The 18,215-nt window shown below is 60.6% G+C and carries 16 protein-coding genes; 6 read left to right on the forward strand and 10 right to left on the reverse strand.

From position 1 onward, the window contains the following. Window positions 1-70: 70 nt before the first annotated feature. The 3 genes from K410_RS36310 to K410_RS0100790 all read right to left on the reverse strand — a co-directional run bounded on the left by K410_RS36310 (window position 71) and on the right by K410_RS0100790 (window position 2,288). Window positions 71-595, reverse strand: coding sequence for a hypothetical protein (locus tag K410_RS36310; protein WP_155253175.1), 525 nt, complete (start codon window positions 593-595; stop codon window positions 71-73). A gap of 25 nt (window positions 596-620) precedes the next feature. After that, window positions 621-1,283, reverse strand: coding sequence for an MFS transporter (locus tag K410_RS36315; RefSeq protein ID WP_196235980.1), 663 nt, complete (start codon window positions 1,281-1,283; stop codon window positions 621-623). A gap of 480 nt (window positions 1,284-1,763) precedes the next feature. Continuing rightward, window positions 1,764-2,288 (reverse strand): OsmC family protein, encoded by a 525-nt coding sequence (locus tag K410_RS0100790; RefSeq protein ID WP_028133071.1) that lies wholly within the window; start codon window positions 2,286-2,288, stop codon window positions 1,764-1,766. A gap of 329 nt (window positions 2,289-2,617) precedes the next feature. Here K410_RS0100790 and K410_RS0100795 point away from each other — a divergent pair, with 329 nt between their 5' ends. Then, a complete protein-coding gene (locus tag K410_RS0100795; RefSeq protein WP_028133072.1) occupies window positions 2,618-3,211 on the forward strand; it encodes a DUF2939 domain-containing protein in 594 nt (197 codons plus the stop codon). A 98-nt stretch (window positions 3,212-3,309) separates the two neighbouring features. Here K410_RS0100795 and K410_RS0100800 read toward each other — a convergent pair whose 3' ends face one another. From K410_RS0100800 to K410_RS0100815, 4 genes are read right to left on the reverse strand one after another with little or no spacing between them, the layout of a single operon-like run. Then, window positions 3,310-3,804, reverse strand: a complete 495-nt coding sequence (locus K410_RS0100800) for a MarR family winged helix-turn-helix transcriptional regulator (RefSeq protein WP_028133073.1) — start codon at window positions 3,802-3,804, stop codon at window positions 3,310-3,312. Between the two features lie 45 nt (window positions 3,805-3,849). Beyond that, window positions 3,850-4,620: a cytochrome c3 family protein gene (locus K410_RS38215; protein ID WP_080672104.1), complete on the reverse strand. Its 771-nt coding sequence runs from the start codon at window positions 4,618-4,620 to the stop codon at window positions 3,850-3,852. Then, entirely contained in the window at window positions 4,617-5,324 is a 708-nt protein-coding gene (locus K410_RS0100810) for an iron reductase (RefSeq protein WP_028133075.1), read from the reverse strand. The genes K410_RS38215 and K410_RS0100810 overlap by 4 nt, the downstream gene beginning before the upstream one ends. A gap of 1 nt (window position 5,325) precedes the next feature. Further along, a complete protein-coding gene (locus K410_RS0100815) occupies window positions 5,326-7,122 on the reverse strand; it encodes a 2Fe-2S iron-sulfur cluster-binding protein (protein ID WP_245269301.1) in 1,797 nt (598 codons plus the stop codon). A gap of 699 nt (window positions 7,123-7,821) precedes the next feature. On the opposite strand from K410_RS0100815, the gene K410_RS0100820 reads away from it, so the two are divergent. Together K410_RS0100820 and K410_RS0100825 are read left to right on the forward strand one after the other, a co-directional pair. After that, window positions 7,822-10,284: a glycoside hydrolase family 15 protein gene (locus K410_RS0100820; RefSeq protein WP_245269302.1), complete on the forward strand. Its 2,463-nt coding sequence runs from the start codon at window positions 7,822-7,824 to the stop codon at window positions 10,282-10,284. An 88-nt stretch (window positions 10,285-10,372) separates the two neighbouring features. Continuing rightward, the gene (locus K410_RS0100825) at window positions 10,373-11,635 is read left to right on the forward strand and encodes a tetratricopeptide repeat protein (RefSeq protein ID WP_063831398.1); all 1,263 of its coding nucleotides are present in this window, start codon (window positions 10,373-10,375) and stop codon (window positions 11,633-11,635) included. A gap of 344 nt (window positions 11,636-11,979) precedes the next feature. Here K410_RS0100825 and petA read toward each other — a convergent pair whose 3' ends face one another. The 3 genes from petA to K410_RS40910 all read right to left on the reverse strand — a co-directional run bounded on the left by petA (window position 11,980) and on the right by K410_RS40910 (window position 13,796). Then, the gene (gene petA / locus K410_RS0100830) at window positions 11,980-12,507 is read right to left on the reverse strand and encodes a ubiquinol-cytochrome c reductase iron-sulfur subunit (RefSeq protein WP_028133079.1); all 528 of its coding nucleotides are present in this window, start codon (window positions 12,505-12,507) and stop codon (window positions 11,980-11,982) included. 107 nt (window positions 12,508-12,614) lie between these two features. After that, window positions 12,615-12,848, reverse strand: coding sequence for an Hsp20/alpha crystallin family protein (locus K410_RS41490; protein ID WP_080672088.1), 234 nt, complete (start codon window positions 12,846-12,848; stop codon window positions 12,615-12,617). Between the two features lie 183 nt (window positions 12,849-13,031). Further along, a complete protein-coding gene (locus K410_RS40910) occupies window positions 13,032-13,796 on the reverse strand; it encodes a Spy/CpxP family protein refolding chaperone (RefSeq protein WP_245269303.1) in 765 nt (254 codons plus the stop codon). A 122-nt stretch (window positions 13,797-13,918) separates the two neighbouring features. Here K410_RS40910 and glgA point away from each other — a divergent pair, with 122 nt between their 5' ends. The 3 genes from glgA to K410_RS0100855 all read left to right on the forward strand — a co-directional run bounded on the left by glgA (window position 13,919) and on the right by K410_RS0100855 (window position 18,215). Then, window positions 13,919-15,520 carry a glycogen synthase GlgA gene (gene glgA / locus K410_RS36325; protein WP_245269304.1) on the forward strand — a complete coding sequence of 534 codons (1,602 nt, stop codon included), beginning with the start codon at window positions 13,919-13,921 and terminating at the stop codon, window positions 15,518-15,520. A gap of 129 nt (window positions 15,521-15,649) precedes the next feature. After that, window positions 15,650-15,889: a hypothetical protein gene (locus K410_RS0100850; protein ID WP_028133081.1), complete on the forward strand. Its 240-nt coding sequence runs from the start codon at window positions 15,650-15,652 to the stop codon at window positions 15,887-15,889. Window positions 15,890-16,151: 262 nt separating this feature from the next. Next, window positions 16,152-18,215 (forward strand): copper resistance system multicopper oxidase, encoded by a 2,064-nt coding sequence (locus tag K410_RS0100855; protein WP_080672090.1) that lies wholly within the window; start codon window positions 16,152-16,154, stop codon window positions 18,213-18,215.

Below are 18,215 nucleotides of genomic sequence, written 5' to 3' on the forward strand. Positions count from 1 at the left end.
CGCGCTCGGGCGATTCCGGCTCGGCGGAGCTCCCGATTTCTGCGGAAAACCAGCTGATCCCGTTGTTGGGCTATGCCAACCGCTTTGCCAACCACGCGGCGATGATCATCCCGGCGAGCGCCAGCGCGCTCGCGATAGCGAACATGACGTTGGACAACCCATATGCCAGCAACAGGCCGGCGGCGCCCGACCCCAGGGCCTGACCAAGGCTGGTGACCGCAATCCATCGGCCCAAATCCTCGCCCTGATGCTCGCCCGCAATCAGGGAGGTCCAGTAGGTGATAATCGGGGCAGCCACACCCGCCGCCATCGCAATCGCGCCGACGCCAAGCGCAAGTGCTGGCGCAGTTGTCGCGGCCGAGGCGAGAGCAAGAGCGATCCCAAGCATGCCCAGCGCGGGCGCGATCAACCAGCGCGTCGCCTTCGGCGGCACAACCGGCGAGAACACGAGTATTTGGGCGAGCAGCATCACAGCGCTGCACTCGGCGAGCATCAATCCGATGGTCAACCCGGAGGCGCTTGAGCCAAGATTGCCGCGCAAGGCCAGGTGAACGTCAAGAGCAGCAACAGCGCCCGCAACGATCGCGGCCAGCACAAGCAAGCTCTTGGAGGTTCGTTGGTCATCGGCTCCGCGGAGGGTATGCATTGGCATGTGAACTGGAGGGTCTCTTCGAGACGGGAACTGTGCGCGCGATCACGCAAGCGCTAACCAGCGCAAGCACGATTGGCCAAAACAGCGGGGCTCCGGCCTCAAGTTGAGCTTGCTTCGAACTCAGGATGGACAAGGTGCCGCCGAGCAGCGGACCAACCATAAAGCCGATCATGGTTGCCGCTCCAATCCAGGCGAACCGCCGCGCACGCCACCCATCGTCGGGCGACCAGTCACCAACGGTCGCGAGCGCCACGGGTGTGATTGCCGCTGCCGAAACCCCGGCCAGCGCTCGCGCCGTGTAAAGAAGCAACAAGTCGCCTGCAAGTTCGAACAGCATCAGGCTGGTGGAAAATCCTGCAAGACCCAGGATGAGCACCGGTCGACGGCCCCAGCCGTCCGAGATCCTCCCAAGGAAGGGAGCGGAAACGAAAATGGCAGCCGTGTAGGCCGCCGTCATGAGACCTGTATGCCGCGATATCGTCGCGGGATCATCGAAGCCGGACACGGCCGCAATCCGCGACGGCAGGTTTGGCAGAATGATGCTGAACGCCAGGGCGGTCGCAAAGGCGGCGAGTACCAATGCCCCCCTGGTTGTGAGCGGCAAGCCGCGGTTGGAAACACTATCTGACATCTTGCGGTCTCGTTCAACTGGAGACCTTAAACAGCTGCACAATCGATAAACAAGCCTGCGCGTGCTGGTTGGATGCAGTGACGCCTCACCGACTATAGAAGTGATCATCCCTTGAGCATCCATGATCATCTAGCGGGCATTGGTCTGTTGACGCAATTCGCTCAAAGATGACGCGCTTTCTGGTACGACGCGCAAACGCGCCCCGTCGTCTCCGTGCGATGCTCGCCGCTTCAGCTGACAAATTCGGAGGGGGCGCGGAATTCTCGCGAACTTGGCGGTGACCACAGGGGTAAGCCAACCGGAAGCTCAAGTGCTGCTGTGCAGTGGACGTACCCTCAACGAAGATGCTCAGGGCTAGAAAACTCTTGATCCGCCTCCGCCAAAAGAGCCGGCTCACGGGACCATTATCCTTCCGACCTGATCAGCCATTTAGATCGTTCGAACGCGGCTTTCCGGGGGATGACACGAACGGCAGGCGGCTCACTCACCCGCGCTCCGCAATGGGTCCACACGAAGTGAAAGCTGAATCGGGGTCGGATTCTGTAAGATGTCCAGCACGGGGCAATGACGGTCAACGATTTCTTTGAGGCGCGCCAACTCGCCTTCGGGAGCCGGACTGTCCAAAATTACCTCGGCTTCAATGACTTGATAACCCGGCCGAACGTCCGCTTCGACGTCGAACAAGCCGCGCAAGTCAATCCTGCCGGAAAGCCGAACCGAAACGCCATTGAGGGGAATGCCAAGCGCGTCGGCATAGAGGCGGTAGGTGATTTCCTGACAAGAGCCCAGGGCAGCCAAAATGTACTCCACTGGGTTCGGTCCTGTGTCCTGCCCGCCGAGGCCCGCTGGCTCGTCGACCTGGACGCTGAACTGGCGAATCGCGACGGCGCTGTCAACGCCATCTCCGAGACGGGATTGCGCTCGGAAGGTCGCTAACGCTTGGGCAGGGTCAGCGCTCAGCGCAGCCTGCGCGCTCGAGAACACCTCCTTGAACTTGAATGCCATTTATTCCTCGACGGGTTGTGACGGTCGCGAAAAGCGATGGTTGTACAGATCAAACGGCCTATCAATCGGTCCGCACAGAAAACGACGGGCGTCATCTGAACCAAGAGCTCACGGCTATTTCGTCCTATTGATGCGATGGAGGAAAGACAAATTCCGCTGTCCGGGCAACGAAGACCAAGAACTCGAATTCTCCACCACTCCCGCGCGATCAATCAGGATGGCGATCGCATTCTTCCAGGCTTGAGGCAGATCAACACACGTCACGGCTTGCACGGCAATCTCACGGACCCTGCTAGGGACCGGTGGCGAAGCCGCGACGGGAGATCGACATGGCATACCTGGAGACCGAGGTGATAGCGGCGCACCGCCACATTCGCCGCCGCACGGTGGCATATGTGCTTCTCGGCACTTTGCTCGCCAGTTATTTATCCTATCCCTATGTGACCCTGTATCGGCTTGATCGGGCCTTGGAAGCCAGCGATACCCGCGTGGTTGCAGAACTGATCGACTGGCCGAGCATTCGGACGCAGCTGAAGACGGACGTTACGACGTCGCTCGCAACGCAGGCCTATGGCGCAAGCGGGCCGGAAGCGATTGGCGCGGCTTTTGCGCTGGCGTTAAGTCCATATGTGTTCGACCCCGTAGCCGAGCGCGTTATCTCGCCGTCCGGACTCATCGCCTGGTATTCGGACGCACGAAGATCGGGCCGATCGAGCACGTTATGGGAGGCAACGAGCTACGCGTTCTTCCGGACCCCGACGCGCTTCCTAGTCACACTGAGGATGAACGAGCCGCAATATCCGAATATCGAATTCGAGATGAGATTGAAGGGTTTGAGGTGGCAGGTCGATCACCTGGTCTGGCCGCGCGCGCGCGGTATCGCCGTTCCCGGGTCCGGCGCATCCGGACCGACGACAGAATGATCAATCGCAGCCACTCATGAGCGCGCTTGCACTTGCAGCAGCCCCGCGAAGCTTGCGGATGAAGGCGTTCACAATTGATGACGGCGGAGACGAGGGGCTCATAACTCGAGCGCCACTCTTAACCGGGCCTTCTCGAGCCGCCGACTTACCGCTGCCAGGCGGGTGATGAATTGATTGAGCTCCTCACCTTCAAAGCCCGCGAAAACGATATCGGCGGCGGCTTGCTGCTGCTCGCTATCGCGGCTTAGCTGCTTGAGCGCCTTGCGTGACAATGAAAGCCGAACGACCCGCCGGTCCAACGGGCAAGGCTTGCGCCCCACCAGCCCGGCCTTTTCAAGCAGCTTGGATTGGGTTGTGACAAAGGATCCATTAACATGCAACATCCTCGCAACGGCATTGACCTGAACGCCGTCGCCGGTGTCCAGATCGGAAATGGCCATTAGGATCATCCATTGCGGCCCGCTGATGCCGAGCGCTCGGGCCAAAATCTGCCGAAGCTCCTCCAGATGGGCATTGATCGCCGTGATTGCCCAGGTCAGGCGATTGGCCGTCTCACTCTCGCGCTTCCAGTCTGTGCTCTTGGTCGCGGACATCGTTCTTTCCGTCACAGCGTAACGCATTCCGGCGGCAGCACGGCGTCAGTGCATGCCGCCGCCGGCTGCTTCTTTGCGATCCTTGAACGAGTTCGTTTTATGACATTGGTGGCATTGATTGATCTGCGTGCTTCCGTGCCCACCCATCGAACCAGCCGAAAAATGTTCGGTAAAATGGCTCGGCGGGGCCTGATGGCATTGCGCACAGATCTTTGACGCGGGAGAGGGATGCAGAAACCAAGTGATCCGCCATGTCTCGGTGTCATGGCAGCTTGCGCAATTGCGTCCCAGGAGCTCCTGATGTGGGTCCTGATTACTGTGGCAGCTCGCACAATCCAGCGCACTCCTCTCCACCCCAGGTGAGACGGAAATTCCGAGAAAATCCGCCATATCCTTGACCATCTGCCGGGTTACTCCCGGATGGCCTGCCGCTCCGATGGCGAGGTGTGAGCCAATTCGCGCGAGCGCCGCGTGATCCATTCGGGTCGGCCGGCCTGCCGCTTGATGTTCGCTATGGCAGCCGCGGCAATCCTCGACCGTGGCGTGGAAGGCAGTCGGCTGCTTGGCCAGATCCGCGGCGGCGTTGGCGTGGCATTTGATGCAGGTCTGAGCTTCAACACCGCGCGCAGGTGTATGACACGCTTCGCACTTGCCGCTCAAGAACGCATGCTCCTTGGAGAGGGGACCAGGCTGGAAGGTTTCTTGCCATCCCGGAATAGAGGCCGATCCGGTGCGATAGAGCATCGCGATGGCGGTTCCGCTGGCAAGCAGCCCGGCGACGACCAGCAGAAGGTAAAAGGCATTGAGCGGCTTCACGACAGCCACCGCAGCCCGTAGTAAATTTCTCCTGCGATGTGCAGGGCGAGCAAAGTGTACATGAGGATTGCGGCCACGACATGCGCCACGATCCAGCGCATCGACACCTTCTTCAGGATCTCGCGCGAGCCGATGGCATATTCGAGATCGGCGATGCCTTCAACGACCTGCAGCATCGAAACGTTCTGCAGGGCTGGCGCGCTGATATTAGCGGCAGCGGCGTCCTCGAGGGCCTGGCGCTCGGCAAGGGCTTCCGCTGCCTGATTGTAGGTCGCGCGAAGTGTCCCCAGGTGCGACTCCGCCTCCTTCAGCTCAAGAGACGTCTGCGGCAGGTAATATCGGCCGATGAACCCCGTCGCCACCACGATCAACATCGTGACGAGAAGCGCGATTCCGAGTTGGCTCTGGTATTTGTGGCCGGTGTGAAGAATGGCCAGAAACGCGCCGAAGACACCGGCATAGACGTGAAACGCCAGCAGCGCGCGCAGCGACACGACGCGAGTCACCCATCGCTTGAGCCAAGCCGTATATTTGACGAGCGGATAGATCAGAAGCAAGACCATCAAGGTGGCAGCGGCCACCCCGAGCACAAAGCCTGTCAGGCTTCCGGCAAAGCGCGGCGCGGTGTGAAACAGGAATGCTGGCACCAGGAAGAGGATGACAGAGAGCACGGCCTCGGTGATCTGCCGTTCGGTCTGATTCATCTCAGGCCTCGACAACCAGATTGCCGACGGATTTGGCTTGGCAGGCGAGGATGATGTTCTGGGTCTTGTCCTCGGGTGTCAGGGCGTCCTCGACCTCCATCGTCACCTGACCTTCGAGGAGTTTCGTCTTGCAGGTACCGCAAACCCCGACGCGGCAGGCGTAGTCGATCGACACTCCATTGGACTCGGCGACCTCAAGCACGGTCTTGTCGGGCGGCAGGGCTGCGATTTTGTTGGCCTTGGCAAACCGAATGGTTGCCGTCGCCGGCCCTAGAGCAGGTGCGGCAGGCGGCGCACCCGCCGCCGCGGGAGCAGCCGGCTCGGCTGAGAGCACCTGTGTCACCCCCGGTGGCGGCACGGCGCCGCGCGCTGGTCCGAACGCCTCGGTCTTCACCTGGTCAGACGGCACCCCGACTGTCGCAAGGATCTTCTTCATGGCCTCCATCATGCCGGGCGGGCCGCAGAGGTGGACGCGCCGCTTTTGGATATCTGGAACCGATTGGCTCAGGAGCTCCTTGGTCACGTGACCCTGCGGTCCCATCCAGGAGGTGCCCTCTGCGCGCGCCATGGTGGCGATCACGTGCAGGTTCGGCATGCGGCGTTGCAGATATTCAAGCTCGTCGCGAAAGATGAAGTGCTCGGTGGTCTGGACGCCGTAGACGAGAAAAATGTCGCCCCGCCAGGCGGTATCAAACAGATAGCGTATGGCAGCCATCAAAGGGGTGATTCCCACCCCGCCACCGATCAGGACGACGCTGTCGGCCTCCTTGCCTCTGAAGGTGAACGCGCCAAAGGGCGCAGTGACTTCGATCAGATCGCCTTGTTTGACCTTGTCATGCATGTAATCGGAGAAGATGCCTGGCTCCTCCCGCTTGATGGTCGTCTCCACATAGGCGGTCTGTGCGGCCGACGAGGCGATGGTGTAGGAGCGCCGCACGAGCTTGCCATCAATTTCAGCGGTATAGGTGAGAAACTGCCCCGGCAGGAAGGTAAAGGGAATGGGACCGCCGTCGGGGCTCTTGAGTCGAAAGGTTTTGACGTCGTTCGTTTCGCGAAAGATGCCGGCGACCTGTAGTTTGCCTTTCCAGGGCGAGGATGCGGCGGCAGGACTTGCCGCCGCAACTGCCGAGCTTGGCGGGGCAGCTTCACCCGCCCGGGTCGATGGAGGCGTACCCGGAGATGCGGCAGGAGGTGGTGTGGTGGGCGGCGGCGCACTTGGCGGCCCCGGAGTAGCTACTCTGCCAGATGCAGTGGCGAGAGCGGGAGCGCTCGTCAATCTTTGCACCAACAGGTTGGCACGGCGCAGACGCAGAACATACACGAGGATCATGGCCACGGTGAATGTCGCCAGCACCGCCATTGTGACGACATGAAACCACGACAATCCAAGCCCCGCATCGTTCGAAGCCGTCAGGGCAGGAAGATTCAGTTGTGTCCTGAACCAGTCCAGCGCGATCTGCTGTGGGGGCTTTCCTTCTGAAAGCGCCCGAAGCGTGGTAGCCGCGCTCTTCGCCTGGTTAAGCGCATCCCGAAGCCGCGATGTAGCCTCCTCCGCGCCCTTGGAATCAGCCCTCGCATTCGCCTGGCGAAGCGCCGCTTCAGCGCTGGCGATCTCTTCTGTGGCGGTATTGAGCGCCGCGCGCGTTTGCGACTCGATGCGCTGGCGCTGCTCGGCTGAGAGGCTCGGCATCTCCATCAGCGACGGATAAAACTCCTTGCGCGGACGGCCCCCCATCATTTCGCCCATCCCGCCCATGCCGCCGCCGTGGCCTGCGCCGCCCGGGGATGCGCCTCCCATTTCTCCCATCCCTGCGCTCGGCGGGCCCATTGGCGGCCTCGACGGGACAGGCGGAAATCCCATGCTGCCCGGCGCCGCTGGATTCGCTGGCGCAGATGCATTCGGATGATGGGATTCGTGCCCCCCTTCCGTCTGCGCATCGGCGTGGAAGACAGAAAGGCTCACGAACGTGGCTGCTGCAATCCGGGCCAACCATGAACGGCGACGTTGAGATGCGAACGGCACGAAAGAGACTCCCGAACTTCTATTATGAGAGAGCATCATCTGGCAGAGAACACAACCCGGTTGCTTTTCCCGGAGTCTCCAGACACGTCCCATCGCCAGAGAGGGCACACAGCGCGACATCATAGTCCCGGGACTCAGCGATTTCCCTTTGGAAGATGGCGGGATTTGAAGTCACCCCGCGCACCCTATCCTCCTGCACAAGCCGCCGGCTGCGTCCAGGATGTTGCGGGCCACGAATCGCCCCCTTTCCTGCAGAGGTTTCAGGAATTGGCAAAGCCCCGGCTCCTACACCTGCAATGCGTCATGGTCATAATGAACCGGATTGGGTCGCCGTGATTGACCTGCATCATACTTGACAAGCCGGATGTTCGACAAACTGTTATAAGTTCATCCGATCATCGAGCTCATGCAATGCAACATTGTGAACGGAACCTTTGCCCTCCTTTGCCAGAGTGTCAATCCAAGCATCAAGCCGTGATAACTGCTCGAGATCACCTGGACGCGCTTGCGAAGGAAGCGGCGATTTCAACAGCTCCGCGGCGCCGGACCAACCACTGGGAACCGGCCCCGTATTTCGATGCGCCGGGCGCGCCGGGGATACTTCCGACCTGGACGAGCAGCTCAAAAGACGTGGTCGGCTGCTCGCTCGGGCCCGCCCGGCTTTGGTTCACGGCAGGTTACGGCATCATCAACGAAGTCTATTGGCCGAGGATCGACATTCCGCAGATTCGGGACCTCGGCTTCATCGTAGCCGACGACCGGGGATTTTGGATCGAGGTCAAGCGGATCGGTCAATATCAGCTGCGATCGGTCGCACCAGGCGTTCCCGCCTATGAAATCACCCATTCCCATTCGCGGTTCAGCTTGCGGCTTCGAATCACGCCCGACCCGCTGCGCGATGTGCTTTTGATCGAATGTCGCCTTGAGAGTGACGATCCGGCGTTGCGAATCTATGTGCTGGTTGCCCCCCATCTCGGCGCCACCGGCTACAGCAATCGCGCTGTCATCGCCGAGCATCGCGGACGGCGTTTTCTGTCGGCGGAACGGGCGCCGTTTGCGATGGCCCTTGCCGCCGTCGACGAGCACCAGCAGGACGCCGTCACGAGGGCGAGCGCGGGTTATGTCGGCGCCAGCGACGGCTGGCAAGACTTCGCCGGCAACGGCAGGATGGCATGGGAGTACCCGGCTGCCGGTCCCGGCAACGTCGCGCTGTTGGCGGAGCTGCAGCCATTCAGCGTGCTCGCTTTGGCCTTCGCAAGCAGCCAAGGTGCGGCCGCGACACTGGCCGTGTCATCACTGATGCAGCCGTTCGATAGCGTTTTGGACGCGCAAATCGCCGATTGGAGCGCCTGGCACCGCAGCTGCGCTGAATGTTGCGCCCGACCGGCGGGCGCTCCGGCTCATTTGCAGGATCAGTTTGTTACATCCGTGATGGTTTTGCGCACACACCTCGATAAGACCTATCCGGGCGCGATGGTGGCAAGCCTGAGCGTGCCCTGGGGCGACACGGGTAACGAGCGGAGCGGTTATCATTTGGTTTGGCCTCGCGACCTCGTCGAGTGCGCCACGGCGCTGCTTGCCTTCGGAGGGGAGGCGGAAGCGCGCAACACCCTACGCTACCTGATCGCAACACAAAATGTGGAAGGACACTGGCAGCAAAACCAATGGTTGGGTGGCGAACCCTATTGGCGCGGGGTCCAACTCGACGAAGCGGCCTATCCGGTTCTTTTGGCCGCTCTGCTCGCCGACCGGGATGCCTTAGGGGGAACAGAGCCCCACGACATGATCCGTCGCGCGCTCGGCTATATCGCCCGGGTTGGCCCCTCGACCGATCAGGACCGTTGGGAAGAAAATAGCGGACTGAACGCGTTCACCCTTGCCACCTGCATCGCGGCGCTTGTCGCAGGCGGCTCGCTGCTCGAGCCTATGGCGCGCCACTGGGCCACGGCGCTCGCAGACTTCTGGAACGCCCATCTGGAAGACTGGCTCACCGCGTGCGGCACCGATCTGGCAAAACAGTTCGCCATTGCCGGCTATTATGTTCGCACGTCGCCGCCATCAGTACTTTCCGAAGGCCAGACCGCGCTCGATGAGCACGTGCCCATTCGCAACCGAAGCGATGGGATGCGAATGCGGGCGAGCGAACAAGTCAGCACGGATTTCTTGCGCCTGGTCCGCTATGGCCTCAGGGACGCATCTGATCCACTGATCCTGGATACGATCAAGGTGATGGACCGGCTCCTAAAAGTCGAAACCCCCTCCGGTTCGTTCTGGCACCGCTATAATGGCGATGGCTACGGCGAGCACGATGATGGCCGGCCGTATGATGGGGCCGGCAGGGGCCGGCCCTGGCCGCTTCTCGCAGGGGAGCGGGGCCATTATGCCTTAAGCGCCGACGAAGATCCCTTGCCGATGCTTGAGACGATGGCCGCATCAGCCAGCCCCGGCGGTATGATCCCTGAACAGGTCTGGGATGCGTCACCAATCCAGGAGCGGCGATTGCATCCCGGCCGCCCCACCGGATCGGCCATGCCGCTCGCATGGGCGCATGCCGAATTTGTCAAGCTTGCCGTCTCCCGCAACCACGGCCGGCCATTCGACCGACCGGAGGCCGTCTGGAATCGCTACGGGGGAAGGAAGAAGACATCCGCTTACGCCTTCTGGTGGCCCCACGCGCAAATCCGGTCGATCATCGCTGGCTGCCGTCTGGTCATTGCGCTGCCTCGGGCGGGTATGGTGCACTGGGGCGTCAATGGCTGGCGTGAGGTCTCGGACCTCGAAGCACTCGATAGCAGTCTCGGCTTCTGGGTGGCGGAACTCGACACTGGCCGGATGAACAAGGGTGAAAGTATCGATTTCACCATCCGTTGGCAGGAGGGTGGTTGGGAACGGATCGACCATCGCATCGAGGTGGTATCTGCTCGCGAGAATATGTGAGGGCGTTCAGCCATGCCAAACTCCCGATAGCGGGTGGGATAGCCATGGTAGAAGAATTCCTTCCCATCTCCTTCGGCTGGAGATCATCATGTATCGCTGTATTCGAACACTTTCTGTTGTTTGCGCCGCGCTTGCCTTCGCAATGACAGCAGCTGCTTCTGCGCCCGACACTTCGGAGGTCGCGCGAGCCGCCTTTGAGGCCAAAGATCGCGGTCAGTTCCTGATGGCGATCGGCCTGTTCAATCAGGCCATGAAGGACGAGCAACTTTCGAAAAAGCAACGCGGCCTGCTGCTGTTCGGCCGTGGCGCCGCCTATCAGCAACTCGGGATGACAGAGGCCGCCCTCACCGATCTGGACGGGGTGGTCGCGCTGCTACCTGATTTTCCTGGCGGCTACGTCTATCGCGCCGTGATCTGGGCCGCGGAGCGGCGATACGGAGAGGCCTTCACGGATTTGCAGCTAGCCCATCAGCTTGCCCCGAACGATGCGAGCGTGCTTCTGAATCTCGGCAACCTCTACGCTCAAACGGGCAGGCTCGAGCTCGCAATTGAGAACTACGGCCAAGCGATCGCGCTGCGTCCGGATTTCGACAAGGCCTACTTTGATCGGGCGGGCGCTTACACGGTTAAGCACGATTTCGCACGCGCAATGGCGGATTTTGACAAGGCGATCGAGCTTCGTCCCTCGTTCGCGGATGCTTTCGCCAGTCGCGGGGCGCTGTATCTGGCGAATGGGAATTTCGAAAGAGCTCTTTCCGACCTCAACGCCGCCCTCGAGCTCGCGCCGCGCAACGCGCGATATCATGACGCCCGTGCCAATGCCTATCTGGTTGAGGCCCGCTACAGCGACGCGCTTGCCGAGTTCGAGGAGGCCTTGCAGATCGATCCCGGCAATCCCGCGCTGTATTTTGGACGTGGCCGCGCCCGCCTGTTTCTGGAAAATACCGCGGACGCAATCAACGATCTCCAGGTGGCGGTGCGGCTGCGGCCGACCGATGGCAACGCTGCGATCTGGCTGCACATCGCACGGCTTCATGCAAAATCCATTGACGACGATGAGTTCGCCACCAACGCCGCAAGAGTGAAACGTGACGTGTGGCCTGGCGCGGTGCTCGACCTGTATCTGGGAGCACTGATGCCGACGGACATGCTCGCAAAGGCCCAAGAAGGTGCTGAGCATGACTCCGAGCGGCGGCTTTGCGAGGCTCAGTTTTATGTCGCCGACTATGGTATCCACCGAGGCGCTACAAACGAGGCCTTGGACATCATGAAGGGTGTTGTTTCGCGCTGCCGCTCTTTTGCCCTTGTCTACGGCTCCGCACGGGCGGAGATCCGCTTGGCGCAGCACTGAAGCGTTGGTCGTTATCTGCAACAAGCACGGTGCACACCAGGGATTCCGTGAAGAGTAGCGTACCACGGGTATCGGCGCCGTCGCACGAACTCTTGCGACATCGTTTCTGGTCGGGATCCGCAGTATCATTCTGCTGGGCAACTAACGCGATGAAATCGCGAGTGCCAACGAGTTGACGCGGGTGCGCAGATCGATGTCCTCCACGCATGCATCTTAGCGCGGCACCGAAACCGTGATCCGCATTGAGCCGACGTGAATCAAGTTCGGCGACTTCGCCGAGCACGCCATTTGCGGGCTGTCGCGCGGCTTGCCCTGCTTGGCCGGCCAGGAACCATTGGATTGCGTTAGCCGATGCGGATCCGCGCCTCGGAGAGGAACTCGTAGGGCGGCAAATACAGATTGGCAGGCGCGGGACCGCGTCGTACGCGGCCAGAGGTGTCGTAGACGGAGCCGTGGCACGGGCAGAACCAGCCGTCATATTGGCCTTGGTGGCCGAGCGGAATGCAACCAAGATGCGTGCAAATGCCGACCACAACAAGCCATTGTTCGTGGCCGCTTTTCACGCGATCGGCATCACTTTGCGGATCGGGCAGTGTTCGCGGATCGATGGCGCGCGCCTCCTCGATCTCCTTAGCGGTGCGGTGCCGCACGAATATTGGCTTGCCGCGCCAGAAGACTTTGATGATCTGGCCTTCGGCAATGGGCGCGAGATCGATTTCAATGGGAACAGCCGCCGCAATCGTTGACGCATCGGGGTTCATTTGGCTGATCAGAGGCCACATAGCGGCCGCCGCGCCTACAGCTGCAGCCGCCCCGGTCGCAACATAAAGGAAGTCGCGGCGTGTTGGCTCGGCCAGACTGTCAGTGGTCATGTTTTGACTCTCGTGTCGTTCGAGGCGCCAGTGTCTGGCCCGATGGCCTCGTTCTGCGTATCTGTCCTCGATCGGGATCTCTTTGTGTGTTGTCACATTCTCGGACGTCACGTCACTAGCTCAACGGTCAGCACGCCGTTCGCGAACTGCGCCTCGACCTTGTCGAGGTCGATGCCGACTGGCATGTCAATGAACCGTTCGAACGAGCTATATCCGCGTGGGGAGAGTCGCGCGACGATACATCGAACGCCTCCTCCAACTCGAAGGGAACTTCTCGCGGCAATTGGTGTGTCAACGTTCCGCCGGTTGTGCCGGTTTGTCTCTGACCAACGGTACGCCATCACGCGGCTCCTGCCACTTGTTGCCGGCTAGGCGAGTATGGCAATGCTTCTGCAGGAAGCTGAGGTTACGGCGCTTCAGTGTTCCGAGGAGAGACCAGATAAACATCCTCCTGAAAGACCACATCTAAACAGCGGCTCAGCCTCCTTGGATTTCATTGAACGCCTACCATTGCTGTCGATCGTCTATTTACCCATATTCATCGACTTCGGCGCCGATGCAGGTGCGGCCGCTGAGCCTGGCATCGGCGCCATTCCCAGCACCATCTTGCGCTGATCGTCGGTCAGGACTTTGGCGGCATCGCCCACGTTGCGAATGAAGTTCAGTCTTTGATCCGCCCTCAACTTTTCGATCTCGCGGATTTTGGCCTCGACCGACGTGGCATCTGGCTGGTCTGCTGCCGTTTGCAACCAGAGGGCCTGCTCTGCTTCGTCGATCTTCCGCTGCTGATTTGACTGGTCGACGAGGGCGCGCTGCTTGATTTCGTTGAGGCTGGTCCTCTGCTGGGTAGAAAGGCCGAGCTTGTCGGCATATTCGAGGTAAAATCCCGTCGCACCCACGTGATAAATATGAGATGAGCCGGGAAATCCCGGTAGGCTGGTTTGCATTAACATGCCCGATGCACTGGACGACCCAGATCCGGGCGCCTGTCCCATCGATCCCATGCAGCAACCGCCGCCCATGCCGCTGGACGAAGCGCCGGACATTCCCCCCATACCCCCTGACGGGCTTCCCGACATTCCGCCCATGCCGGACATCGAATTGTTGGATTGGCCTCCCATCGAGCCCATTTCCTTGTCGTCCATCATCGCCATGCGAACGGACGGTGATGCCGCGAGCACAGAGGTTACGACTAGCTGCGATGACAGCACGCCCATGAGGGCGACTGCGGCGACCCGGTACGACATTGTCGGGACAGATAGCAGGTTGTTTCGACGGCTAAGGCTCATGTCTGGTCCTCCTGATACTCACGTCATGTTGCTGTCTCTTGGTGAAAGACGTTTGATCTAAAACAAAGTCTGCGGTCAAATGCGTGACAACCTCCAAATAGGTGACGGCACTTCAACGACAAATGGCCGCCGAGGCTTGTAATGATTTCGCTGTTCGAGCGTCTATCGAATGGTTGGTCCTTGGCATCAAAGGGGGAAGCGGAATGGGAGACCGGCGGAAGGCGCATGATTCGGCTCGGCATAAGCGGCCGATCAAACCCGGAAGTGGGGCTGCGCTCGGCGCCGACCAGGTTCCACGCAGTTGCCCGAAAATTCTGTTCGTCACCTCCGAATTTGCCGACTACGTAAAAGTGGGCGGCCTTGGCGAAGTATCCGCCGCGCTGCCCCGCACGCTCCGAAATAAGTGCGATGTGCGCGTCTTGCTCCCAGGGTATAGCGATGTCGTGAGCCAACTTCGGGCAGTCGAAATCGTCGGTCATTTGCCTTCCCGCGGCGGCGTCCCGGCCTGCGATCTTGCGCGCAGCACCACGGACGACCATCTTGCCGTCTATGTGCTGCTCTGTCCGCAGCTTTTCGAGCGCGACGGCGGTCCCTATGGAGACGCAACGGGCATTGACTGGACGGACAATGATCTTCGTTTTGCCAGGCTCGGTCTTGCCGCTGCACAGATCGCGTCCGGCACAGGTGATCCAAATTGGATACCGGACCTGCTGCATCTCAATGACTGGACCTCGGCGCTGGCGCCCGCCTACCTGGCCTGGAGCGGCCGATCGATACCGAGCGTGCTGACCATCCACAATCTTGCGCATCGCGGCTTGTTTGCGCGGCATCGCTTAGATCGGCTCGGCATTCCCCACGCAGCATTCGACATCAATGGGGTCGAGTTCTGTGGTGACATTTCCTTCCTCAAAGCGGGGATTTTTTACGCATCGCACATTACGACCGTGAGTTCCACCTATGCGCGGGAAATCGTGACACCCGAGCATGGCTGCGGCTTGCACGGGCTGCTCAGAGGAAAGCTCGATCAGGGGCGCTTGACCGGTATCATCAACGGCATCGACGAAAGCTGGGACCCTCTGACGGATCCGCACCTGGCGCGACCGTTCAGTCCGGATGACTGGAAGGGAAAGGCCGCCAACGCGCAAGCGCTAAGGAGAACGTTCGGCTTGGCGGTGTCGCGGGGCCCGCTGTTTGCGATCGTCTCGCGATTGGTCCATCAGAAAGGCCTGGACATTGCAATCGAAGCCATTGAAACGATCGTGCGACAGGGCGGTCAGATTGTCGTCACCGGCAGAGGCGAAAGCGAACTCGAACAGTCACTTTGCCAGATGGCCAAGCAACATCCCGGCAAGGTCGGCATCAAGATCGGATACGAGGAAACGACCGCGCGTCAGATGCTGGCGGGAAGCGATTTTCTGCTGATGCCCTCGCGCTTTGAACCATGCGGATTGACCCAGATGTACGCGCAACGTTTCGGCTCATTGCCTGTTGCACATCGAACCGGCGGGCTTGCCGATACCATTCAAGACGGTGTCACCGGTCTGTTGTTCCGTGAGTTCTCGCTCGGCGGCCTCCTCGGAGCGATCTACCGCTCTCTCGACGTTTATCATTCACCTTCGCGTCTGCGCACGATGCGCAGGGCCGCGATGGCGCGCCCCACCGGCTGGAATGATGCCGCAGCGGATTATGCAAGCATCTATGATTCAACCCTGACCGCGGCGTGAAGTCGGTACGCGGGCCAAACCATAAGAGTGTGCAAGTCTGGAGAAAAAACAAGAATCGCCGCGAGTTCCAATACTATCATCAACGTTCAAGCGAACCGCCGTCTCGTCGGCGGAAACATGGGAGGGAAAATGGGGCCCGCATTGCCGCAGCTTTGCGCGCTTGGACAAGCGATCTGCGTCCTGATCGCGCCAGAGACCACGTACAAGGCCAACTGGCAGGTGTACCAGAAAGGGCGTTCGGTCGAGGTCCTCTGCGTCGAAAATCCGACCCAGAAGCCCGCCTACGTCGTCTCGCGACCGCAATCCGAGAGGCCGCCGGAAATCGAACTTGAGGACGGGCTAAAGTTCTGCTCTCAGCTCGTGTCGTAGGCTGGATGCCGTCTAGGAAGTGGCCAAAAAAGCTTGCGCCGCAGATGCTGGCGGAAAGTGATCTTCGGCCGATGCCCATGCGGGTTGACGCAGATGTGCTTGCAACGCTTCGGCACACATCTATGAATTAGCCATGACCTCAGCCTGAAGTATGGCGCGCTGGTCACAGTGTCGGAATATTAATCCGCGCAGCTTGTACAACGAACCGGGTGTGCAAGTCTGGAGAAGGATACGAACCGCTCCGAGTTTCCGGGAGACCCCCATGCAGTCGTTGCTTCATCGCTTGCCGCTTCGCCTATTCCTGCTAGGCGTCATTCTCACGATATCGGGCGTGCAGGCGAGGGCTGGGACCTACAATCTGGTCCTTGAGCGTCGCGCGGTAAACATTACCGGCCGTCCGGCCGCGGCGATGTTGATCAATGGTCAGCTGCCAGGACCGCTGCTGCGTTTCAAGGAGGGCGAGAATGTCACGATCAATGTAACGAACCAGCTCGACGAACCCGCATCCATTCATTGGCATGGCTTAATCGTTCCGCCGGAGATGGATGGCGTGCCCGGCATCTCGCCCGGTTACGGCAATGGCATCCAGCCGGGGACGACATTCACCTATCGCTTCAAGGTGAAACAATCGGGAACGTACTGGTACCATAGCCACTCCTCCGGCGAGCAGGAGCAACTCGGGATTTACGCGCCGATCATTATCGAGCCTCGGCAGCCGGACCCTTACCGGTACGACCGTGACTACATCATCATGATGTCGGATTGGACCGACGAGGCCAGTCGCGTGATCCATAACTTGAAGATCGATAGCAGCTGGTACAATTTCAACCGGCGCACTCTGGTCAGTCTGTTCCAGGAGCTTTCGCAGGCGCCGGACGAGCAGGCAAGCAAAGCTATCATCAACGACCGCATCGCCTGGTCCATGATGCGAATGGATCCGACCGACATCTCGGACGTGTCGGCCTATACTTTCCTGGTCAACGGCCGAACGCCCGAGCAGAATTTCACGGCTCTGTTCCGCCCCGGCGAACGCATCCGTTTGCGCTTCATCAATGCCTCGGCGATGACCTACTTCGACGTCCGCATTCCCGGCCTGAAGATGACAGTGGTCGCCGCCGACGGAAACAACGTCGAACCCGTGCGCGTCGATGAGTTTCGCTTCGGCAATGCCGAAACTTACGACGTGATCGTCCAGCCGACGGAAGACCGCGCTTACACCATCGTGGGCGAACCGATGGACCGCACCGGGTTCGCGCGGGCCACCCTGGCGCCGCGCCCCGGCATGATCGGCGGCCTGCCGCCGCACCGGCTTAGACCCCTGGTGTCCATGGCCGAGATGGGCATGAATTTGGGACCCAAAGGACAGGATCGCGGCACGCGGCAGCCCGAGCAGGATTTGCCAGGCCATGTCGCACCGGAAGATCCTGTCGCTATGGAAATTGGCATGGGGGGCATGTCCTCCGGTGGCGGGATGAGCGGCATGCAAGGAATGAAAGGGATGCCGAAGGGCGTCCCGACGAGCTCCGGTAGCGCCCAGCACACTGGCCACGCGGCGAGCGCCCCGCGATCCAAGCCCAGCAAGCCAGCGAAATCGCCAACCGTGCCGGGCATGGACCACGGCAAGATGCCCGGAATGAGTTCAGCGCCTACGCAAAGTACCAGCGAGGCGCTGGCACAAATGTCGGGAATGGATCATGGAGCGATGAAAGGCGGTTCGCAGGGCGCAAGCCGAAGATCTCGGATGTCGCCAGCGTCGATGCCATCTACTGGGCTTCAGACTGGGCCGCAGGCCGATGCCTTGCGCGGCGGCGAGGACATGGCCAGCGTCCCGGTCACCTCGGTCAACATGGACCCCGATCCACTGACCAACGATACCGGCGCGCCTCCAGGCACCAGAGTTCTTTCCTATCGCGATCTCAAGGCGATCGATCCCTACCCATACAAGCGCTACGACCGTATCATCGAAATCCGTCTCACCGGAAACATGCAGCGCTACTTCTGGTCGATTAACGGCCGCAAGTTTAGCGAGGCACAGCCCATCGTGCTGCGCTACGGCGAGCGTGTCCGATTCCGGTTCATCAACGAAACCATGATGAACCACCCGATGCATATTCACGGCACCTGGTTTCTGCCTGACGTCGGCAATGGCGCGCGAAGCCCAAAAAAGCACACGGTCAACATCAAGCCAGGCGCGACTGTCGACGTCGATGTTCCGGCCGATGCCGAAGGGCCTTGGGCCTTCCACTGTCATCAGCTCTACCACATGGAAACCGGCATGATGCGCAAGATCGAGGTCGTGCGCGAGACGGCCTCGGCCGCAAAATAG

The organism is Bradyrhizobium sp. 22 (assembly GCF_000482425.1).
Lineage (GTDB): Bacteria > Pseudomonadota > Alphaproteobacteria > Rhizobiales > Xanthobacteraceae > Bradyrhizobium > Bradyrhizobium japonicum_B.

What these genes read in the sequence shown, in the direction of transcription:
- K410_RS0100850 (WP_028133081.1), top strand. Translation starts at nt 15,650, where the DNA reads ATGGGGCCCGCATTGCCGCAGCTTTGCGCGCTTGGACAAGCGATCTGC.
- K410_RS0100815 (WP_245269301.1), bottom strand. Translation starts at nt 7,122, where the DNA reads ATGGGAGGCGCATCCCCGGGCGGCGCAGGCCACGGCGGCGGCATGGGC.
- K410_RS0100855 (WP_080672090.1), top strand. Translation starts at nt 16,152, where the DNA reads ATGCAGTCGTTGCTTCATCGCTTGCCGCTTCGCCTATTCCTGCTAGGC.
- K410_RS36315 (WP_196235980.1), bottom strand. Translation starts at nt 1,283, where the DNA reads ATGTCAGATAGTGTTTCCAACCGCGGCTTGCCGCTCACAACCAGGGGG.
- K410_RS0100790 (WP_028133071.1), bottom strand. Translation starts at nt 2,288, where the DNA reads ATGGCATTCAAGTTCAAGGAGGTGTTCTCGAGCGCGCAGGCTGCGCTG.
- K410_RS0100810 (WP_028133075.1), bottom strand. Translation starts at nt 5,324, where the DNA reads ATGAATCAGACCGAACGGCAGATCACCGAGGCCGTGCTCTCTGTCATC.
- K410_RS0100800 (WP_028133073.1), bottom strand. Translation starts at nt 3,804, where the DNA reads ATGTCCGCGACCAAGAGCACAGACTGGAAGCGCGAGAGTGAGACGGCC.
- K410_RS41490 (WP_080672088.1), bottom strand. Translation starts at nt 12,848, where the DNA reads ATGGCGTACCGTTGGTCAGAGACAAACCGGCACAACCGGCGGAACGTT.
- K410_RS0100825 (WP_063831398.1), top strand. Translation starts at nt 10,373, where the DNA reads ATGTATCGCTGTATTCGAACACTTTCTGTTGTTTGCGCCGCGCTTGCC.
- K410_RS40910 (WP_245269303.1), bottom strand. Translation starts at nt 13,796, where the DNA reads ATGAGCCTTAGCCGTCGAAACAACCTGCTATCTGTCCCGACAATGTCG.
- petA (WP_028133079.1), bottom strand. Translation starts at nt 12,507, where the DNA reads ATGACCACTGACAGTCTGGCCGAGCCAACACGCCGCGACTTCCTTTAT.
- K410_RS0100795 (WP_028133072.1), top strand. Translation starts at nt 2,618, where the DNA reads ATGGCATACCTGGAGACCGAGGTGATAGCGGCGCACCGCCACATTCGC.
- glgA (WP_245269304.1), top strand. Translation starts at nt 13,919, where the DNA reads ATGGCCGCCGAGGCTTGTAATGATTTCGCTGTTCGAGCGTCTATCGAA.